The organism is Aliivibrio salmonicida LFI1238 (assembly GCF_000196495.1).
GTDB lineage: Bacteria > Pseudomonadota > Gammaproteobacteria > Enterobacterales > Vibrionaceae > Aliivibrio > Aliivibrio salmonicida.
In genome coordinates this window covers 300202-317093 of sequence record NC_011312.1, presented here as the reverse complement: position 1 = coordinate 317093, position 16892 = coordinate 300202, and the positions used below count along the sequence as shown (strand labels likewise).

15 protein-coding genes and 1 pseudogene are annotated in these 16892 nt (G+C 39.1%); 5 read left to right on the top strand and 11 right to left on the bottom strand.

Going from position 1 to position 16892, the window contains the following annotated elements; all coding sequences use genetic code 11:
• Nucleotides 1-88 precede the first annotated feature (88 nt).
• The 5 genes from VSAL_RS01615 to VSAL_RS01595 all read right to left on the bottom strand — a co-directional run bounded on the left by VSAL_RS01615 (nt 89) and on the right by VSAL_RS01595 (nt 4857).
• A complete protein-coding gene (locus VSAL_RS01615; protein ID WP_197535567.1) occupies nt 89-775 on the bottom strand; it encodes a hypothetical protein in 687 nt (228 codons plus the stop codon).
• A 32-nt stretch (nt 776-807) separates the two neighbouring features.
• A complete protein-coding gene (locus tag VSAL_RS01610) occupies nt 808-1959 on the bottom strand; it encodes a BamA/TamA family outer membrane protein (protein ID WP_012549110.1) in 1152 nt (383 codons plus the stop codon).
• Between the two features lie 158 nt (nt 1960-2117).
• Nucleotides 2118-2762: a TetR/AcrR family transcriptional regulator gene (locus tag VSAL_RS01605; RefSeq protein WP_012549109.1), complete on the bottom strand. Its 645-nt coding sequence runs from the start codon at nt 2760-2762 to the stop codon at nt 2118-2120.
• Between the two features lie 116 nt (nt 2763-2878).
• Complete coding sequence (locus tag VSAL_RS01600; protein WP_012549108.1) at nt 2879-3226, bottom strand: four helix bundle protein; 348 nt, start codon at nt 3224-3226, stop codon at nt 2879-2881.
• A 176-nt stretch (nt 3227-3402) separates the two neighbouring features.
• Entirely contained in the window at nt 3403-4857 is a 1455-nt protein-coding gene (locus VSAL_RS01595) for an MBL fold metallo-hydrolase RNA specificity domain-containing protein (protein ID WP_012549107.1), read from the bottom strand.
• Between the two features lie 380 nt (nt 4858-5237).
• On the opposite strand from VSAL_RS01595, the gene rfaD reads away from it, so the two are divergent.
• From rfaD to VSAL_RS01570, 5 genes are all read left to right on the top strand, one after another.
• A complete protein-coding gene (gene rfaD / locus VSAL_RS01590; RefSeq protein ID WP_012549042.1) occupies nt 5238-6179 on the top strand; it encodes an ADP-glyceromanno-heptose 6-epimerase in 942 nt (313 codons plus the stop codon).
• 170 nt (nt 6180-6349) lie between these two features.
• Nucleotides 6350-7576: an O-antigen ligase family protein gene (locus tag VSAL_RS01585; RefSeq protein ID WP_012549043.1), complete on the top strand. Its 1227-nt coding sequence runs from the start codon at nt 6350-6352 to the stop codon at nt 7574-7576.
• Complete coding sequence (waaF, locus tag VSAL_RS01580) at nt 7573-8643, top strand: lipopolysaccharide heptosyltransferase II (protein ID WP_012549044.1); 1071 nt, start codon at nt 7573-7575, stop codon at nt 8641-8643. The genes VSAL_RS01585 and waaF overlap by 4 nt, the downstream gene beginning before the upstream one ends.
• Nucleotides 8637-9899: a lipid IV(A) 3-deoxy-D-manno-octulosonic acid transferase gene (gene waaA, locus VSAL_RS01575; protein WP_012549045.1), complete on the top strand. Its 1263-nt coding sequence runs from the start codon at nt 8637-8639 to the stop codon at nt 9897-9899. Before waaF ends, waaA begins: the two co-directional genes overlap by 7 nt.
• 46 nt (nt 9900-9945) lie before the next feature.
• Nucleotides 9946-10947: a polysialyltransferase family glycosyltransferase gene (locus VSAL_RS01570; RefSeq protein ID WP_012549046.1), complete on the top strand. Its 1002-nt coding sequence runs from the start codon at nt 9946-9948 to the stop codon at nt 10945-10947.
• Nucleotides 10948-11099: 152 nt separating this feature from the next.
• Here VSAL_RS01570 and VSAL_RS01565 read toward each other — a convergent pair whose 3' ends face one another.
• The 6 genes and pseudogenes from VSAL_RS01565 to neuB all read right to left on the bottom strand — a co-directional run bounded on the left by VSAL_RS01565 (nt 11100) and on the right by neuB (nt 16888).
• Nucleotides 11100-12056, bottom strand: a complete 957-nt coding sequence (locus tag VSAL_RS01565; RefSeq protein WP_012549047.1) for an IS30-like element ISVsa7 family transposase — start codon at nt 12054-12056, stop codon at nt 11100-11102.
• A gap of 252 nt (nt 12057-12308) precedes the next feature.
• The gene (locus tag VSAL_RS01560; RefSeq protein ID WP_012549048.1) at nt 12309-13412 is read right to left on the bottom strand and encodes an N-acetyl sugar amidotransferase; all 1104 of its coding nucleotides are present in this window, start codon (nt 13410-13412) and stop codon (nt 12309-12311) included.
• A pseudogene (locus tag VSAL_RS01555) lies at nt 13409-14104 on the bottom strand (acylneuraminate cytidylyltransferase family protein). Before VSAL_RS01555 ends, VSAL_RS01560 begins: the two are co-directional and overlap by 4 nt.
• Nucleotides 14104-15162: a nucleotidyltransferase family protein gene (locus tag VSAL_RS01550; protein ID WP_012549049.1), complete on the bottom strand. Its 1059-nt coding sequence runs from the start codon at nt 15160-15162 to the stop codon at nt 14104-14106. Before VSAL_RS01550 ends, VSAL_RS01555 begins: the two are co-directional and overlap by 1 nt.
• A 15-nt stretch (nt 15163-15177) precedes the next feature.
• Nucleotides 15178-15822 (bottom strand): acetyltransferase, encoded by a 645-nt coding sequence (locus VSAL_RS01545; protein ID WP_012549050.1) that lies wholly within the window; start codon nt 15820-15822, stop codon nt 15178-15180.
• On the bottom strand, nt 15815-16888 hold the full coding sequence (gene neuB, locus VSAL_RS01540) for an N-acetylneuraminate synthase (RefSeq protein WP_012549051.1): 1074 nt from the start codon (nt 16886-16888) through the stop codon (nt 15815-15817). Before neuB ends, VSAL_RS01545 begins: the two co-directional genes overlap by 8 nt.
• Between the last annotated feature and the right edge of the window lie 4 nt (nt 16889-16892).

Sequence of the window (16892 nt, the reverse complement as noted above, 5' to 3'; positions counted from 1 at the left end):
ACATTCAGTCGTATAAAAAGCGAGTAACCCTGCTCTTATCTTAAAGATCTTATAGGAGCGAAGCGTTCTACTCTCTAGCCTCTAGCCTCTAGCCTCCACACGTTGACTCATAACCTTCAAGCGTCAAAAGACCTCGAAGAATAAACCCATGATAACGCGCTTCGATAAGTTGATACTCTAACTCTGGCGCAAACAAAAAAGTGACATGCTCTGCACCCGTTTGCTCAACAGGGATAACCTCTAGCTCTCCCCATTTTTCAAATGTCTTAATCTGCTTTTCATGCACTTGGTATTGGTAAGGTTCAATGCCATCAGACGCTTGACGATTTAAACGAAACGTTTGTTTACCTTGCAGTAGGTTTTCACGAATTTGAATCGATAACGTATCAACATCCCTTAATGGAATCTCTTTAGAAAAATAAGTCGATTCTTTACCATCAATATCAACGTCTGATTGATGTCCTCCGTCGGTAAAGGTTACCTTCATATCTCTTGAACGGAAACCTGACACTTTTTGATGAAACTTGTCTGTTACCCATTCATTCTCTAACTCTGACCAAGAGACTTCAGCACTTTGCGAGTAAGCGGTGCCAATACCTAGAATACTGGCTTTGCTATTGGAGGTGATGATTGCTCTAGTGCCTTGCCAAGCTTCTACTCGCTTCATTTCTCCAGTGTGAATACCACTTAGATAAATGCCATAGCTTGATGCGACAGAGCACGATGCCTCTCGAACTTGCTCGTTTGCCATGACAGATTGAACACTGGCGCTCATCGCTAAAGTAAGGCAAATAAGACGGAACCCCATTAGAAGACTTCGTTTACGTTTAAGTAGAAATTGGTTTCATTTTGACCGATACCAACATCCGCACGCAAATTGATATTATCTTTGACTTTAAATCGAAAGCCCGTACCGTAAGATGTCATTAATTCGTCGCTTAACTCACTAACGCTTGGGGCAACACTGCCAACCGCTCCCCAGAAAACCATGCCATAGCGCTGGAAAATTGGCAGTCGGTATTCTACTTGTCCCATCATCATTTGATCGTCTCTGTATCTGCCTTTAATGTAGCCTCTCATCGCACTTGAACCACCGAGATCTGGCATTATATTCCAAGGAGCTTCACCCTGTGTAAAGTGTCCTTGAATTTGCCATGCGATAAGGCCCGGCAAACCGTTTAAATCGATATAATTAGCGACTTCTAAATCATAGGTTGAAAAAGAATCTGCTTTATCATTGTGATACAAACCGGCATCAAACTGAAGTAACCAGCCTTTTTTGGCATTAAGACGATAATCTCTAGAGTCATACACACTCGTAATAATAACTCCTGAGCTAAGGTTATCAGGCAGGTATCGGTCTGATTGATATGAGCGACCTGTAGTGACCAATTCTAAGTTTTCCGCTTTGGCGTAAGTTAAATCGGCACCGATACCAATGAAATAGTTATTAGCGACCTCTGTCATCCAACGAGGTTTAAAACTATATACCTGTTCGTCAAACTCATGATAGTTACTGTCTTTATTTCCTTGTTCGATTCCTTTGCCATAATACACTGCGGCTTCATTATGCAGTTCTAACTCAAGTAATAGTCGTTGCTTTCCTTGATTGAAAAAGCTCATGTTCTCGACTGAGACACCATAGGATTTATTCATTGAGACGAATGAGTTGACCACTAATGAAGAAGGCTGTTCTTCAACCGCAGCATTTTCAGTTTTATATAAACCAACCATCAGCAAACCGACACCAAACTTTTTCTCTGGTGTGTAATACGCGGTGGGTAAGTAACTCATATCGATGACTTTGCTTTCATCAAAACCACCATCAGCACCAAAAACGTCTAATAGGTTATCAACCCAAGTCGGCTCCATGTCTTTTGGTGTGTCAAATAAAGGCTCAATGGCGGCGGTAAGTGGGTTTGATATGAATAGGATGGTACTAAGGATGATGCGTTTCATTTAAGTCATTCTGTTATGAGTTGTGGTGTGGGGCTATACGCTGCGCTAACTAGATACTAGAGCGCTTCGCTTCTATAAGAGCAAGAGCATTATCAGACATGATTATTACACCAGCTATACACGTTTTTATAGTCTCTAGTCTCTAGCTTTTCTGAATTCTATAATCTGCTTTGATAATGCGCTTCTAATTCTAATATCTGTGCTCTGCCTTGCTCTGTTGCTATTGGTCTAACGACATTTAGCATTTGTAACATGCCTTGATAAACCACCGCCTCTGTTATTTCTTTATCTGACAATTGTGCGGTTTGGTAACTTATCCAGCATGACGATACGAGGTGTAACGTTTTGGTTAGCGCGAGTAATTCATCGTCTTCAAGCGCAATAAGGCCTGAAGTTCTAAATCCTTTCATGATACTAATAAGGTTATCGTTTAGGGATTCTTGTGCTTTGGTGTATTTTTCTTTTAACTCCGTATCTCTGCTTAAGATATCGGGTAAATTGGCGTAAAAGAAACGGTAGTTCCACATCAACTCAAAAATCGAATCTAAATAACTCAACATGATCTGTACACTAGGCATTGTCGATTGGTCTTCTTCTGCCATTGGTTTAAAGCGTGTTTTTAGCTCGTTCGCATAGTTATCAAAAATACTATTGATGATCGCTTCTTTATTGCCAAAGTGGTAATACAAATTACCCGGACTGATTTCAAGATGCGCCGAAATATGGTTGGTGGTGATATTTCGTTCACCATTTTGGTTAAAAAGGGTTAAGGCACCGAGGATTATTCTGTCTTTTGTTTTCATTGCTTTTTCCGCGCCAAATAAATTCAAATATTTCAAAATTGTAACTGAAAAAGTTATATGAAACTAGGAGCTATACGCTGCGCTAACTAGAGACTATAAGATCAAAAGCCCACGCTTCACTTTTTTCTCTTATCTTTTTGAATGATTGTTGCAATAACTTTTGCGATTTCTCTTGTTTCTTTAACTAAAATAAGCGCTGGTTCTTTTGGCACACTAGAGGTTTCAATTGCTATCAATAGCTGCGTAAGTAATTCGCCACATGAGCCTTTAGCATAATAGTAAAATCGAATCTTCTCCTTAAGTGTCTCTCGTTCCTCTCCCTCTGAGATATTTGAAGGCACAGATAACGAAGAACGTAGTATTTGATCTTTTAGGGCAAAGTTTCTATTCCCTTCAAATAACTCAATTACATCACAAGCCAATCGAGCAGAACGCTGCCATATTTTCAACTTTTCAAATAACACATTTTCACCTTTAATTTTATATAAATGATTAAATAACTCTCGCCGATAGACATACCCGCTCTTATAGTCTCTAGTCAGCGAAGCGTATAGTTTCTAGCCGCTCCAAACATCTCTAGCTATGTAAAATACATAAATAAACTATCAGCTATAAACACTCCCGCACTTATAGTCTCTAGCTAGCGCAGCGTATAGTTTCTAGCCTCCAGTACCCTCTCAAACTCCTCGCGCACGTTATCCTCGCCATGCACCACAACCACCTCCTTCCTTCCCTCCTCAATCCCATCAACAAACTTAATTAAATCTGCTTGATCGGCGTGGGCTGAATAGCCTGACATGGTATGGATTTGAGCATTTACATCTACTGGTTGATTATCTATCCAGACCGTTGATCTTTGGTTTTGCAGATCTCGGCCTAGAGTACCGTGGGCTTGGTAACCGGCAAGAATAATGTCGGTGCGTTTATCTGGTAATAACGCTTCTAGATAATTCATCACTCGGCCTCCAGCGCACATGCCGCTGGCGGCGACTATTATGCAGGGCTTTGCGGTGCTTTTTAGGCGGTTGACGATTTGCATATGTTCTTTGTGACTTTCTATGGTGATGCATTGTTCGAAATTAAGTGGATGCCGTTGATTGTTGAGTTTGGTTTTCGCTTCTTTACTCCAGAGTTTTTTGAATCGGCGATATTGTTTGGTGACTTTGTTGGCTAATGGAGAATCTAAAATGATAGGAATTTTTGAGTCTATTTTGTTGTGATGAATTAAGTGCTCAATATCAAACAACAGCTCTTGGGTTCTGCCGACTGAGAATGCGGGAATAATGATTGCGCCACCATCTTGTAGTGAACGTTCTATTATCTCTTGCAGTCGCTTTGCTCTGGTTTCTACACTGTCGTGAAGTTTGTTGCCATAAGTGCTTTCTATTACTAATAAGTCGGCACGTTTTGGTGAAATTGGATCGGGAAGTAATGGGGTATTGGATGGACCAAGATCGCCTGAAAATACGACGATTTCATCGTTGGGGAGTTTGATTTCGACGTAAGCGGAGCCGAGGATGTGGCCGGCGGGTTGGAATCTTAAGAGCAGGTTTAAGGATTCAGGACGCTTCGCTTTCAGGGAAGAACAAGAACTTTTAGAGTGAGAAGGTACCATTGTAGAGGTGAGTTTAATTCGGTGCCATTGGTTGTATGGAATGGGTTTTATCTGTTTTCTTATTAATTCTAATACTCTTTCTCTTTGGCCTTTGTTTAGCCCGAGTTGCAGTTTTAAGCCATCATCTAGCATGAGTGGTACTAACTCAGCGGTTGCTGGTGTGCAGTATATGGGTTGCTTGAAGCCTTTTGTTAATAACCAAGGTAAGCGACCGATATGGTCTATGTGGGTATGGGTGAGGATTAATGCTTTGAGGTGTGAGATGGGAAATTCAATATCAAGTTTTTTGTCATTGCCATGTTTATCTTTAGCGTCTTTGCCTTGAAATAAACCGCAGTCGATTAATATGCCGTGCTTATTGCCGTTGCTATTAATGCAGAGTTCATGGCAAGAGCCGGTGACGCCGAGTTTTCCGCCGTGGTGTTTTAGGTTTATTTCAAAATTTGTGCTTTGGGTTGAGTGTTTTTGGGGTGTTGGCATGATAACTCCATTTTAAATAAACTATACGCTTTGCTAACTATATTCACTGCGTGACTAGAGACTATAAAAGCCAGTAATACTGATTTATCAAATATATCACTACCTCATAAATTCCAGCTCTTAACTTTTATAGCTCAATTTCTATTGATTAAGCATTCGATACTTAATCAATCCACTTCATTCATTGTACTTACAACTTGCTTTTCGGTTCATATCTCATGAATCACTTACAACAATATGATTTTATCGTTTCTAGTTAGCGAAGCGTATAGTCTCTAGTGACGACCACTCACTAATACCCTGTCGCAAAATTACCGCTGCCTTTTACTCCTTTCTTTGCTACAATCGAATCAATTATCTAAATAAATCGTGGTATCAAAATGATCATTGTAACTGGCGGCGCTGGCATGATTGGCAGCAACATTATTAAGTCTTTAAATGACAACGGCTTTAACGATATCTTAGTGGTTGATAACCTGAAAGATGGCAAAAAATTCAAGAACCTAGTTGATCTTGATATCACTGATTACATGGATAAAGAAGATTTCATTACGCAAATCATGGCGGGTGATGACTTTGGTACAATTGATGCTATTTTCCACGAAGGTGCGTGCTCTGCTACCACTGAGTGGGATGGCAAATACATGATGATGAACAACTATGAATACTCGAAAGAAGTGCTTCATTTTTGTATCGAACGTGAGATCCCATTCTTATACGCATCATCTGCTGCGACTTATGGCGATACTGATACCTTCATTGAAGAGCGTGAGTACGAAGGTGCATTAAACGTTTACGGCTATTCTAAACAACAGTTTGATAACTACGTTCGCCGCCTATGGGCTGATGCTGAAGCGCACGGTGAAACGGTTTCTCAAATTACCGGTTTCCGTTACTTCAATGTCTATGGTCCTCGTGAGCAACATAAAGGTTCTATGGCTTCGGTTGCTTTCCATCTGAACAATCAAATGAATGCCAGCGAAGATCCTAAACTGTTTGAGCGCAGTGATGAATTCAAGCGTGATTTCGTTTACGTGGGTGATGTGGCTGCGGTTAACTTGTGGTTCTTAGAAAATGGCGTATCAGGTATTTTCAACTGTGGTACTGGTCGTGCTGAACCGTTCCGCGCTGTTGCGGATGCGGTAATTAAGCACCACGGTAAAGGCGAAGTTCAAAGCATTCCGTTCCCTGAGCATTTAAAAGGCGCATATCAAGAGTTTACGCAAGCAGATTTAACTAAGTTGCGAGCTGCGGGTTGTGATGTTGAGTTTAAGTCGGTAGCTGATGGTGTTGCTGAGTATATGGCGATTGTTAATAAGTAAAGCTCTGAGAAGTAAAAGCTATACGCTTTGCTAACTAGAAACTAGATCGCTTCGCTTCTATAAGAGCTAGGTTTCAGGTTTCAGGTTTCAGAAAGAGCGTAAATCAAGCTCAAGAGCGCTACAACTGCTCTTGAACTTATAGTTTCTAGTTATCAGGATAAATGAAAAAAATGAAAAAAATAAGCTTACCTTTAATTGCTACAATACTTTGCTTTCTATTCTTCAGCACCCCTATTATTTATCCTGACTCTTACGTGGTTGCTCCGCTTTTATTGGCACTATTTGGTTTGTTTTTACTGCCAAAAACCTATCACGCCTTTAAAAACAGAGACGTTAAATACATTAGCTTATCCATGGTTGGGTATTTTATTCTTACCATCATCTCTTTTCTGTATTCAGGAGGAGAAACCAGCCAACTTGATATGCCAAGCCGAACGGTGTTGGCCTCTTTCATTTTATGTTTTTTAGTCACTTATAAACCCAATCCGGCACCACTATTTCTGGCTGCACCGATTGGAGCGGCGATTGCAGGCTTCATCAGTTTTTACCATAGCTTTTATATTGGCGGGTGTGCTTTTGTCGGTACGTTTGGTTACATGCCAATTCAAATTGGAGGTATTATCGCCTCATTAGCCACATTCTCTGTTATCTCGTTTTTTTATTACCGTAAAACAGAACAGAAGAACTTTGCTGTATTCAGCTTCGTTGCCGCTAATTTAGGCTACATCGCCACGTTATTATCTGGTGCTCGCGGTGCTTGGCTATTAACTCCCTTTGTTTTACTTATTGTTCTGTATTTAAATAAAGAGTTAATAAATAAAAAAATAGTCGGTTACGCTCTACTTGCTGCAATTATCGATTTATCTATTGCCTCAGCCCAAATCACTTCTCGACTTGATGCAATACAGTCTGATTTAACTCAATACTCAGCTGAACAATCCGCTAGTTCTTCTGGTGCACGCTTAGAGATGTGGAAATCTGCATTATATAGCGCACAAGAATCCCCATTATTTGGTCAAGGATTTTCTGGTATTGAAGCAGCAAAACAGCGCCAACTCGACGCTGGACTCATAGATCCAATTGCCTTGAAATACTCTCGAGCTCATAACCAATATTTAGAAGATTTACAAACCAAAGGGATTTTTGGTCTCTCTGTATTGCTGATCATGTTTGCGGTGCCTTTTGCTTTTTTCAAAAGAAACCTGAAACAATATATCAATGATTCAGACAAAGACACACACTACTTTTTGGCCCTAATGGGAGCCTCGCACGTCGCACTGGTTGCAGGCTATGCCCTTACCCAACATTACTTATCACATCACTCAGGCATTTTATTCTTTGCCGTTGGCATCGCCATACTGAGCGCCTTAGTGATTAACCAAAGAAAACCATCATGAAAATTTTGATCATTGGCCCATCTTGGGTGGGTGATATGGTGATGTCGCAATCACTGTATATCACACTAAAACAACAAAACCCTGACGCTGTTATTGATGTTATGGCTCCGGCATGGTGTAAGCCTATTTTGGAACGCATGCCTGAAGTGAACCAAGCGATTGAAATGCCGCTTGGTCATGGTGCCTTTGATTTGTTTGGTCGCCGCCGTTTAAGTAAGCAGCTTAGCGCTAATAATTATACTCATGCTTATATCTGCCCTAATTCCGCTAAATCGGCATTAATACCTTGGTTTGCTGGTATTCCAATTCGTACTGGCTGGAAAGGCGAGATGCGCTATGGCCTACTTAACGATTTACGTTCAAATAAGAAATCATTTCAATACATGGTCGAACGCTATGTGGCATTGGCTCATCCAAAATCAGAGATGATTAATTCAAGCTCATTAGGTGGGCTAGATACTTTACCTCGACCTAAGCTTGCTATTGATGCTGATACCCAGCAAGCAATGTTAACTAAATTTTCTCTATCTGCGGATAAACCTGTTCTTGGCTTATGCCCTGGTGCGGAATTTGGCCCGGCAAAACAGTGGCCTGTTGAGCATTACGCAGCTGTAGCTAATGAGATGATTAACCAAGGCTATCAAGTATGGTTATTTGGTTCAGCAAAAGATAAAGAAACCACTGAAGCCATTAAATCTTTGGTTCATTCAGATAATCAAGCATCGGTATTTAACCTAGCGGGTGATACCAGTTTAATTGAAGCTGTAGATCTGCTTGCTGCTTGTAAAACGGTTGTCAGTAATGACTCTGGCTTAATGCATGTAGCTGCTGCTGTCGGTTGTCATGTGGTTGGGGTTTATGGTTCAACATCACCAAAGTACACGCCACCATTAGCTGAAAAAGTTGACATTGTGAGTACAGATATTGAATGTCGCCCTTGTTTTAAACGCGAGTGTGAATTTAAGCATTTGAAGTGTCTGACCGATCTTGATCCACAACTAGTGCTGGATAAAATTAGTCCCAAAAGCCACTCGAATGAATCTGTCATTCAGGTTACTTCATGTTAATCCGACTAGTTTATACCTTACTATTAACACTTCTCTCTCCTGTTTTATTGTTTGGTTTATATAAGAAAAAACCAAACAAACCTCAATTTGGTGACCGCTGGAAGGAGCACTTTGGATTTACTCCTACGCTAAAAAAAAGCGAACAACCACTCTGGATTCATGCGGTTTCAGTTGGAGAAGCGATTGCTGCGACACCATTAATTAAAGCATTAAAACAGCAGAGCCCTGAACAGCCAATCCTAGTGACAACCACAACAAGCACGGGTGCAGAGCAGATTGCCAAGTTAGGTGATTTAGTTGAACACCGCTATATGCCTATTGATTTCCCATTTGCTGTGAACGGATTTTTAAAAACGGTTAATCCAAGTAAATTACTGATTATTGAAACAGAGCTGTGGCCAAATACCTTACATTCTGTCGGTAAATCTAACATTCCTATTTATGTGGTTAACGCACGTTTATCTGAGAAGTCTTGCCAAGGCTACACCAAAATTCAACCTGTTTTTACCGAGCTAAGTAAGCACTTAACAAAAGTACTATGCCAAACCCAAGCGGATGCAGATCGCTTTGCGCGTTTAGGTATCAATAAAGAAAGATTATGTGCTACTGGCTCTATCAAATTTGATATTCAAATCTCGGATGAGATAAAACAGCAAGGCCAAGAGTTACGTCAGCTATTAGACAATGACCGCCCTATTTGGATTGCAGCTAGTACTCATAAAGGTGAAGATGAACAAGTTCTTGATGCTCATAAAGAAGTATTGAAAGAGCACCCTAACGCCTTGTTAATCTTGGTACCTCGCCACCCTGAGCGTTTTGATACGGTATTTGAATTAAGTAAAAACTCGGGATTTAGCAGTATAAGACGCACCTCTAACAAAACGGTTACCGCTGAAACTCAAGTTTATCTTGGTGATACCATGGGTGAAATGCTAGTTCTGATCGGCGCGGCTGATGTGTGCTTTATGGGCGGGAGTTTACTTGGCGATAAAGTCGGTGGGCACAATGTTTTAGAGCCTGCTGCGCTAGGTGTGCCTGTTATTATAGGGCCGAGTTATTATAACTTTAAAGAGATTGTGGATACGTTACGAGGTGAACAAGGGATTGTTATTTGTGAGCCGACTCAACTTAGTAATCACATCGTCAAGCTGATTGATGATAGTACTGAATATCAATTACTTCAAAACTCCGCTTCTAATGTTGTTCAAAGTAATCAAGGTGCTTTAAATCGTACGATCGCTATCTCAAATATATAATCACGATTATCAGTAGTCATATCTAAATTAAATAAGGTTAATTTTCATGAATGTTTTTCTTGTGACATCCCCCTTTCAATATATTTGTGCAAATGAAGCAAGATGTCATTATGCGACTAATGATAATATCCTCCTGCTTGTAAAACAAGATATGGAGCCCGCAATTAGCCAAATGACAAAGATTGTTAATGAAAATGATTGGACGCATGTGATTAATATTGAGCGAAGCCAACGAACATTCTCAATGCCGAAGGCCATCAAAGCGGTCAATAAGATAAGAACGAATAGCTCTATTAAGCACTTTTTTCATGGCGAATATAACGGATGGCGAACCAAATTTCTGTTACGTAACTTGAAACCTGATACTGAAATTTATTTCGATGATGGTTCGTTAACTTTAGGGGAATATGAGCGCTTTATCAAAACAGAGCACACTTTCTATCGCCCACGATTTGTAAATGATCTGATAATAAAAATGCAGGGACTAAAGCCTATTGGTCGACTACCCATTTCTAAAAAGTTAGAGATTTTCACAATTTTTGATATAAAGGATCCCACGGTGCCAGTTGTCAAAAATGATTTTTCTAACATGAGAGAAACATATAATTTGAATGACGATCACCAGCGCGAACATTCTAATGAATACGCTCTCTTCTTAGGCCAAGGTAGCATTGATTGTCATGGGACAATTAAGTCTTTCTACTTAGATGCAATTAAGCGTTTTGCTAAAACTACAGGAAAGAAAATCTTATATGCACCTCATCGTACAGAAACTTCAGATATCCGCAAAGAAATTTTGAAGATTGAAAACTTGACGTATCACGATTCAACACTACCTATTGAATTAGAAATTGCAGAAAAGCAACTAAATATCAACAACATAGGCGGGATAGCATCTACAGCACTGTACACTTTAAAAATCATTTACCCTCATATAAAAATATATTCTGCAAAACAGTCTAAAGAAGAATATCATACACAGGTAACTTATACTGACAATGAGCTGATGCTTGAACTCTTAAAATCTATTGGCATTGAATTATTCTAATCGAGTAGAAGGAGGCCTCTAACAATGAGTACTGTCCCTGCTCTTCGAACCATTTTATTGTAATCGTCTAATTTAAGTTCAGAACCATTAAAAAATATTCAGAATGATCTACAAATTGATCATCAATAAGTTTCAATCTTGTGATGAATTTGCTAGATCGTAACAATAACCGACACACTCTTACCGTTTAAAAACTCGCTCGGACTCAGAAAATTTAATGTCTTTCTAGGTCGAGAATTAATCAAAAACTCTGCCTGTTTAATCTCTTTTGCAGTAAGTTCTCCAATGGCCATTCCCTTTGGGAAAAAACGTCTTAGTAAACCATTGGTATTTTCATTCAAACCTCGTTGCCAAGAATGGTAAGGTTTAGCAAAATAAATGTCACAGTTCAGATGCTTAGCTATCTTAGCATGACCTGCGAACTCTCCGCCATTATCAAATGTGATTGTTTTGCAAAGCTCTTTAAAGGGCTTCATCATGCGATTTATCCCGCGAGTAACGGCCTTTTTGGATTTATTGCGTACTTTGCACGTAACTAATAGCTTAGACACTCGTTCTACCATCGTTACTAAATACCCGTCTTGACCATAAACAGTGTCACCTTCCCAGTGACCAACCTCAGATTTATCATCGACAATAGCAGGGCGTTGAGATATATCAATGCGGTTAGGAATGAGTCTTGCTCCTGCTTCTACACCTTTGCGTTGTTTGTATTTTTTGCCTTTTCGAGCAAGCATCCTTTGCCACTGCTCTCTTTTAATTGCGTTGTAAATAGTACTGCAACATATTGTATTTTCTATTTTTTCTCTACGCATTCGTCCAGATATTTGCTCTGGGCTCCAACCAAGCTGAAGATATAGGTGAATTATTTTTTTATTCTTTTGGCTGCATTTTGTGTGCTTAATCGAAAGTGTTCTTTTTTGGAAAGCGTGTTTATGCGCTTGCTCGGCAGAATAGCTTCCAGCAGGACAACGTCGTAGTTCCTTTGAAATGGAGCCATTGCTCCGTTTTAATTTTTGTCCTATTTCACGAGCAGAAATACTATGTGTATTCCACGCTTCAATCTGGTATCTTTCACCTAGTGTCAGTTGCTTATATTGGTATCCCATGGGGTTACCTTAGTTGATTGTGTGAGAGCTTGAAGCTTATAGGCAACTGACTCTCAAATCTATACCAAAGTGTGTCGGTTATTCTTGGAACCTAGGTTTTTAAGAAATACCTTGTAAATTATAAAGACTAATTTAATCAAATCCCTTTTAAAAAGCATACTCATGCGATTTACCTGATGCTGTTAATATTAAGTTATATTTTAATAATCCAAAAGATATATTTCTTTCGGATTATTAATTAACACTATAAAACTAGATGGATTTTAACACCCACTCACCATTATTATCCTTATTGAACAATTCAGTATTGTATAAGCCATCTACAACATCCCAAAATTGCCTATTCGAATAGCCTAGAAAATTACAAAAATCTTCAATGCATTTAGGATCTAATTTCGCATCTTTAGCTTTAACTAACTCCACCGCTTCTTTTCTAGTCAACATTCCATAACGCACCATTCTTGCAGCATAATCCGTCGCTGATGCATGACCAAATTTTGGATATTTTAACCAAGGGTGAACCAAGTAAGCCCGAGAATCAACTTGATCAAAGTTCTCTACATGATGAGTTCTATCCCACTCATGTGTTAAATCTTTAAATCCACGTTTTGTTGCAAAATTATAGTTCGTAAAACTATCCCAAGGAATAAAATAACCAAGATACATTGGGTCGATACGGTCTAACTGTGATTTTGTTGGAGCGTGACAAAGTACAAGATCGTTATCTTGAATGTTATCATCAATTAAATCTTCAAATGGAATATCACTAGCTACACCATTATCAATAATATTTCTAGCTGAATAAGTTTCAACTGCATCCGCACCACCATATTCGAAACTTACATTTTCACCATAGACCAAAAGCGCTGTATTAAATTTTTCAGCCATCATTAATGGATATGTATATATTAACCGGTCAATAAACCACGTCGGCTTACCATATCGTTCAAATGTCTTTCTCATCAAATGCTTCTGCACCTTGATGTTAGGTTTCAATGATATTATGTCACATCCAAACTCTTCAGAAATATTTCTAATATTATGCTTACCGGCATCAGTCATAGGAAAGTTATCTTCAACCGAAACCAGTAATGGATTCATCTTCATAACTTCTTTCATGAAATATACTTGATAGTGACTATCTTTACCGCCAGAAACGGCGATCATACAATCATATTGCCCTTCACCATTAATACCACGATATTTTTCGCAAAGTTTTTCTAACTCTTTATACCTAGAATCCCAGTCGATATTTTTCTTTTTCTCATGATTTAGACATGGGGTACAAATACCATTTTCATCAAATGCTATCCCAGGTCTAGTATCAGGCATTACACATTTAGAGCAATATTTCATTTTAGTTCTCCTTTACAAAAAAATTCAGCCAGTTCAAAATCTAACTTAGTATCTATATCAAACGACACGTGATTATCCATTACATAAGAAAAAGATTCTGATGTATAACGAATTTCACCTTTATTCTTTAGCTTATCTACATCAAATAAATATAGAGCACCGTTTAAGCGATAAAACTCTTCTAGATCTTGTGAACGTTGCAAGGCCTCTTGACGTAAAAACTCCCCCATAGATCCATCTTTCGGTAAAGTATTAGTCCAGAGTGGTGAATGCTCACAAGGTGTTACTGATACGACTGAAAATGCTTCTTTTTTAATAAATAATTCTAGGGCTTCATCAATATGCTGAGCAGTACGAAGCGGCGATGTCGGTTGTAAAATAACAACAATATCTACATCAGAACCAAATTTATTCAAGGTATAGAAAAGCACACTTTCTGTTGTCGCTGTATCTGAAGCTAATTTTTTAGGTCTCAATTCAGGAACGTCAACACCAAATCTTTGTGATACTTCCACAATTTCTTGATCATCCGTACTGACAAATACGGTATCAATCTATTTACTTTGTTGTGCCGCTTCAATAGACCAAGCTATTAAAGGCTTTCCATTTAAAGGAAGTATATTTTTCCTTGGTAATCTTTTACTGCCGCCTCTAGCAGGAATAATCGCCATTATTTTTTTATTACTAATCATTATAAAACACCCAAAGTATGAATATCCGCTTGTGCACGATTAAAATCATCCATACGACCGATATCTAACCAATATTCATGAATAGGGAACATAAGAATGTTATCGCGCTCATTCATATGCTGTTCTAGCAATGTTGGCATATCAATATGGTGATTTTCAGGAACCGACTGGATCACGCGTGGCGACACGACATAAATACCAGCATTAACAAAGAAACGTTGAATTGGTTTCTCTACCATACTTGTAATCTTGTTTCCTTCACCATTAATCACGCCATAAGGGATTTGATAATCGTACTCGCGAACACACATGGTTGCATCGGCTTCATTTTCTGTATGGAAATCTAATAGACGTTCAAAATCGACCTTGGTAAGTACATCTCCATTCATCATGATTAATGGTAGGTCTTTTGGTAAATCATCAGGAAGTAAACCAAGCGCCCCACCAGTACCTAGCGGAAAATCTTCATGAACATAGCTGATCTTTACACCTAAATCAGATCCATCACCAAAGTGCTGCTGGATCTGCTCTGGCATATAGTGTGTCGATATATAGAAATTTACAAAACCCGCTTTAATAAAGCTACGAATAACTGTCTCTAAAATTGGCTTATTACCAATTTTAAGCATGGGTTTAGGGCAAGAATCTGTTAGAGGACGCAAACGCGTACCAAAGCCACCTGCCATGATAAATACAGGGTTGTGATAGGTTTTCTCTTCAAATAAGTGATGGAGCGTTTCTAGCCCTACCACTTTATTTTCTTCCATTAATGGTATCGCAAGAATCCCTTCGCTCTCCATTAATTTAACTAACTGCTCTTTTGCTGTATTCACTGATGCCGTAATAGGTGAGCAACTCATGATATCTACAACAAGGGTATCTAAAGGTAAGTTATTTAAAATACTTCTACGAATATCACCATCTGTAACTACACCTAAGAGCTGCTGTTCATCATTAACAACTAATGCGATTCTCAATGATTCATTATCAATAACTCTAAGCGCATCAACAATGGTGGATTCCGGTTTAATTAATACTTTTTTCCAAGAATAACTCATGACTTACCTTATTACTTATTTCAATACCGAACGGCTTGGGTAGCAGATTTGTTCAGAAGATATATTTTTAGTCACTATAGCACCCGCACCAACAATCGAACTTTGTTCAAGCGTAATGTTTTGAATCACAGTTGCGTTTGCTCCAATATATACATATTGATGTGTCGTCACTTGACCACATAATATTGCTTTAGGCGCAATATGGTTATACTGACCAATCATGCAGTCATGCTCAATAATTACACCACTATTAATAATACTGTGAGCACCAATCACTACACCCGCTTGAATGATAGCCCCTGAAAAAATTTGAGCACCTTGCTCTATCTCAGCAAATGAGGATACTTGAGCGCTATCAGAAATCACGGTTTCAAATGAATATCCAAGAGATATAAAATACTCATTTAGTTTACGCTTTAACCCTGACTTAGGGAGCATGCCTACGCCATTAACCAAGTATACTGAGTCTGGTGAAAAACCAAGTACATCGTCATCATTTTTAAGATGTGTTAAGCCAGAGAAAACACGACGCTGACTAATATCCTCTGGGCTAACAATAGCAAGAATTTCACGCTGTTGTGAACGAAGGATATCAACTAAGACACTTGCGTGACCTCCTCCACCAATCACAACCAGAGGCTTTAACTCTGTCTTACTCAACAATTAAATCTCCTGCTTTATAATCTTGGCTTGCAGGTTGATTCAATAGAGCCCAGTAGTGGTATGGCGACATGCCTGATCCTGGGCGTTTAATTGTAAGGTTATCTTCTGTAATAAGATCACCTTGTTGAATCGCTTTCGCTGCCACTAAACTTTTACGCGCAACGGCTTTGTTTTTTACTTCTGATACCGTTGGACTTTTCACTCCCACACCTAAAGCAACTTCAACTTGGCGTATTGCGCTTACCATAGCTGTTAATTCTTGAGGCTCTAAAGAGGCTTTATGGTCTGGGCCTTCCATGTTTTGGTCTAACGTAAAGTGCTTTTCAATTAAAACCGCACCACGAGCAACAGCAGCAATTGGAATGGTGATCCCTGCACTGTGATCGGAATAGCCTGCAGGTAACTCAAATGCACGACCTAATGTATCCATTGCTTTGAGATTGATTTCAACCATTGGAGCTGGGTATTCTGTAGTGCAATGCAATATTGTCACTTTTTTCTTTAGTGCTTTCTGACCTTGCTCTGAAGCATAAGCTTGCTGAAAAGCTAACTCACTTGGCTCTTCTGTTTTATCTGCAACATAACCAAAAGCAATGACGCCTAATACTGCTTCAATTTCTGACAAGGTTGCCATGCCAGTAGAGACAATTAAATCACATCCAGTACGAGCGTGCTCTAAAACCAATGGGGCATTGGTAATTTCACCTGATGGAATTTTAAGACGAGTTAACCCTAAATCATTTACTAAAAAATCAAGGCTTTCTGAATCAAACGCGGTTGAAAGAAATTCAATACCTAACGATTCACAATGCTTAACTAGCTGATGGTGAATATCATACGAAAGCTCTAATCGACTTAACATTGCTAATTGTGATTCTTGCTTTTGTGTATTGGTAACTTGATACTCTGCTTGAACTGCATCTTCCGTTACTAGATTTTTTGCTTTAAAGGTTTGAAATTTAACAATGTCTGCACCTGCGTGATAAGCCGCATCAACAAGTTGAAAGGCCAGATTTTCATCACCGTTATGGTTAACGCCAGCTTCTGCAATAATTAGGGTCATGACT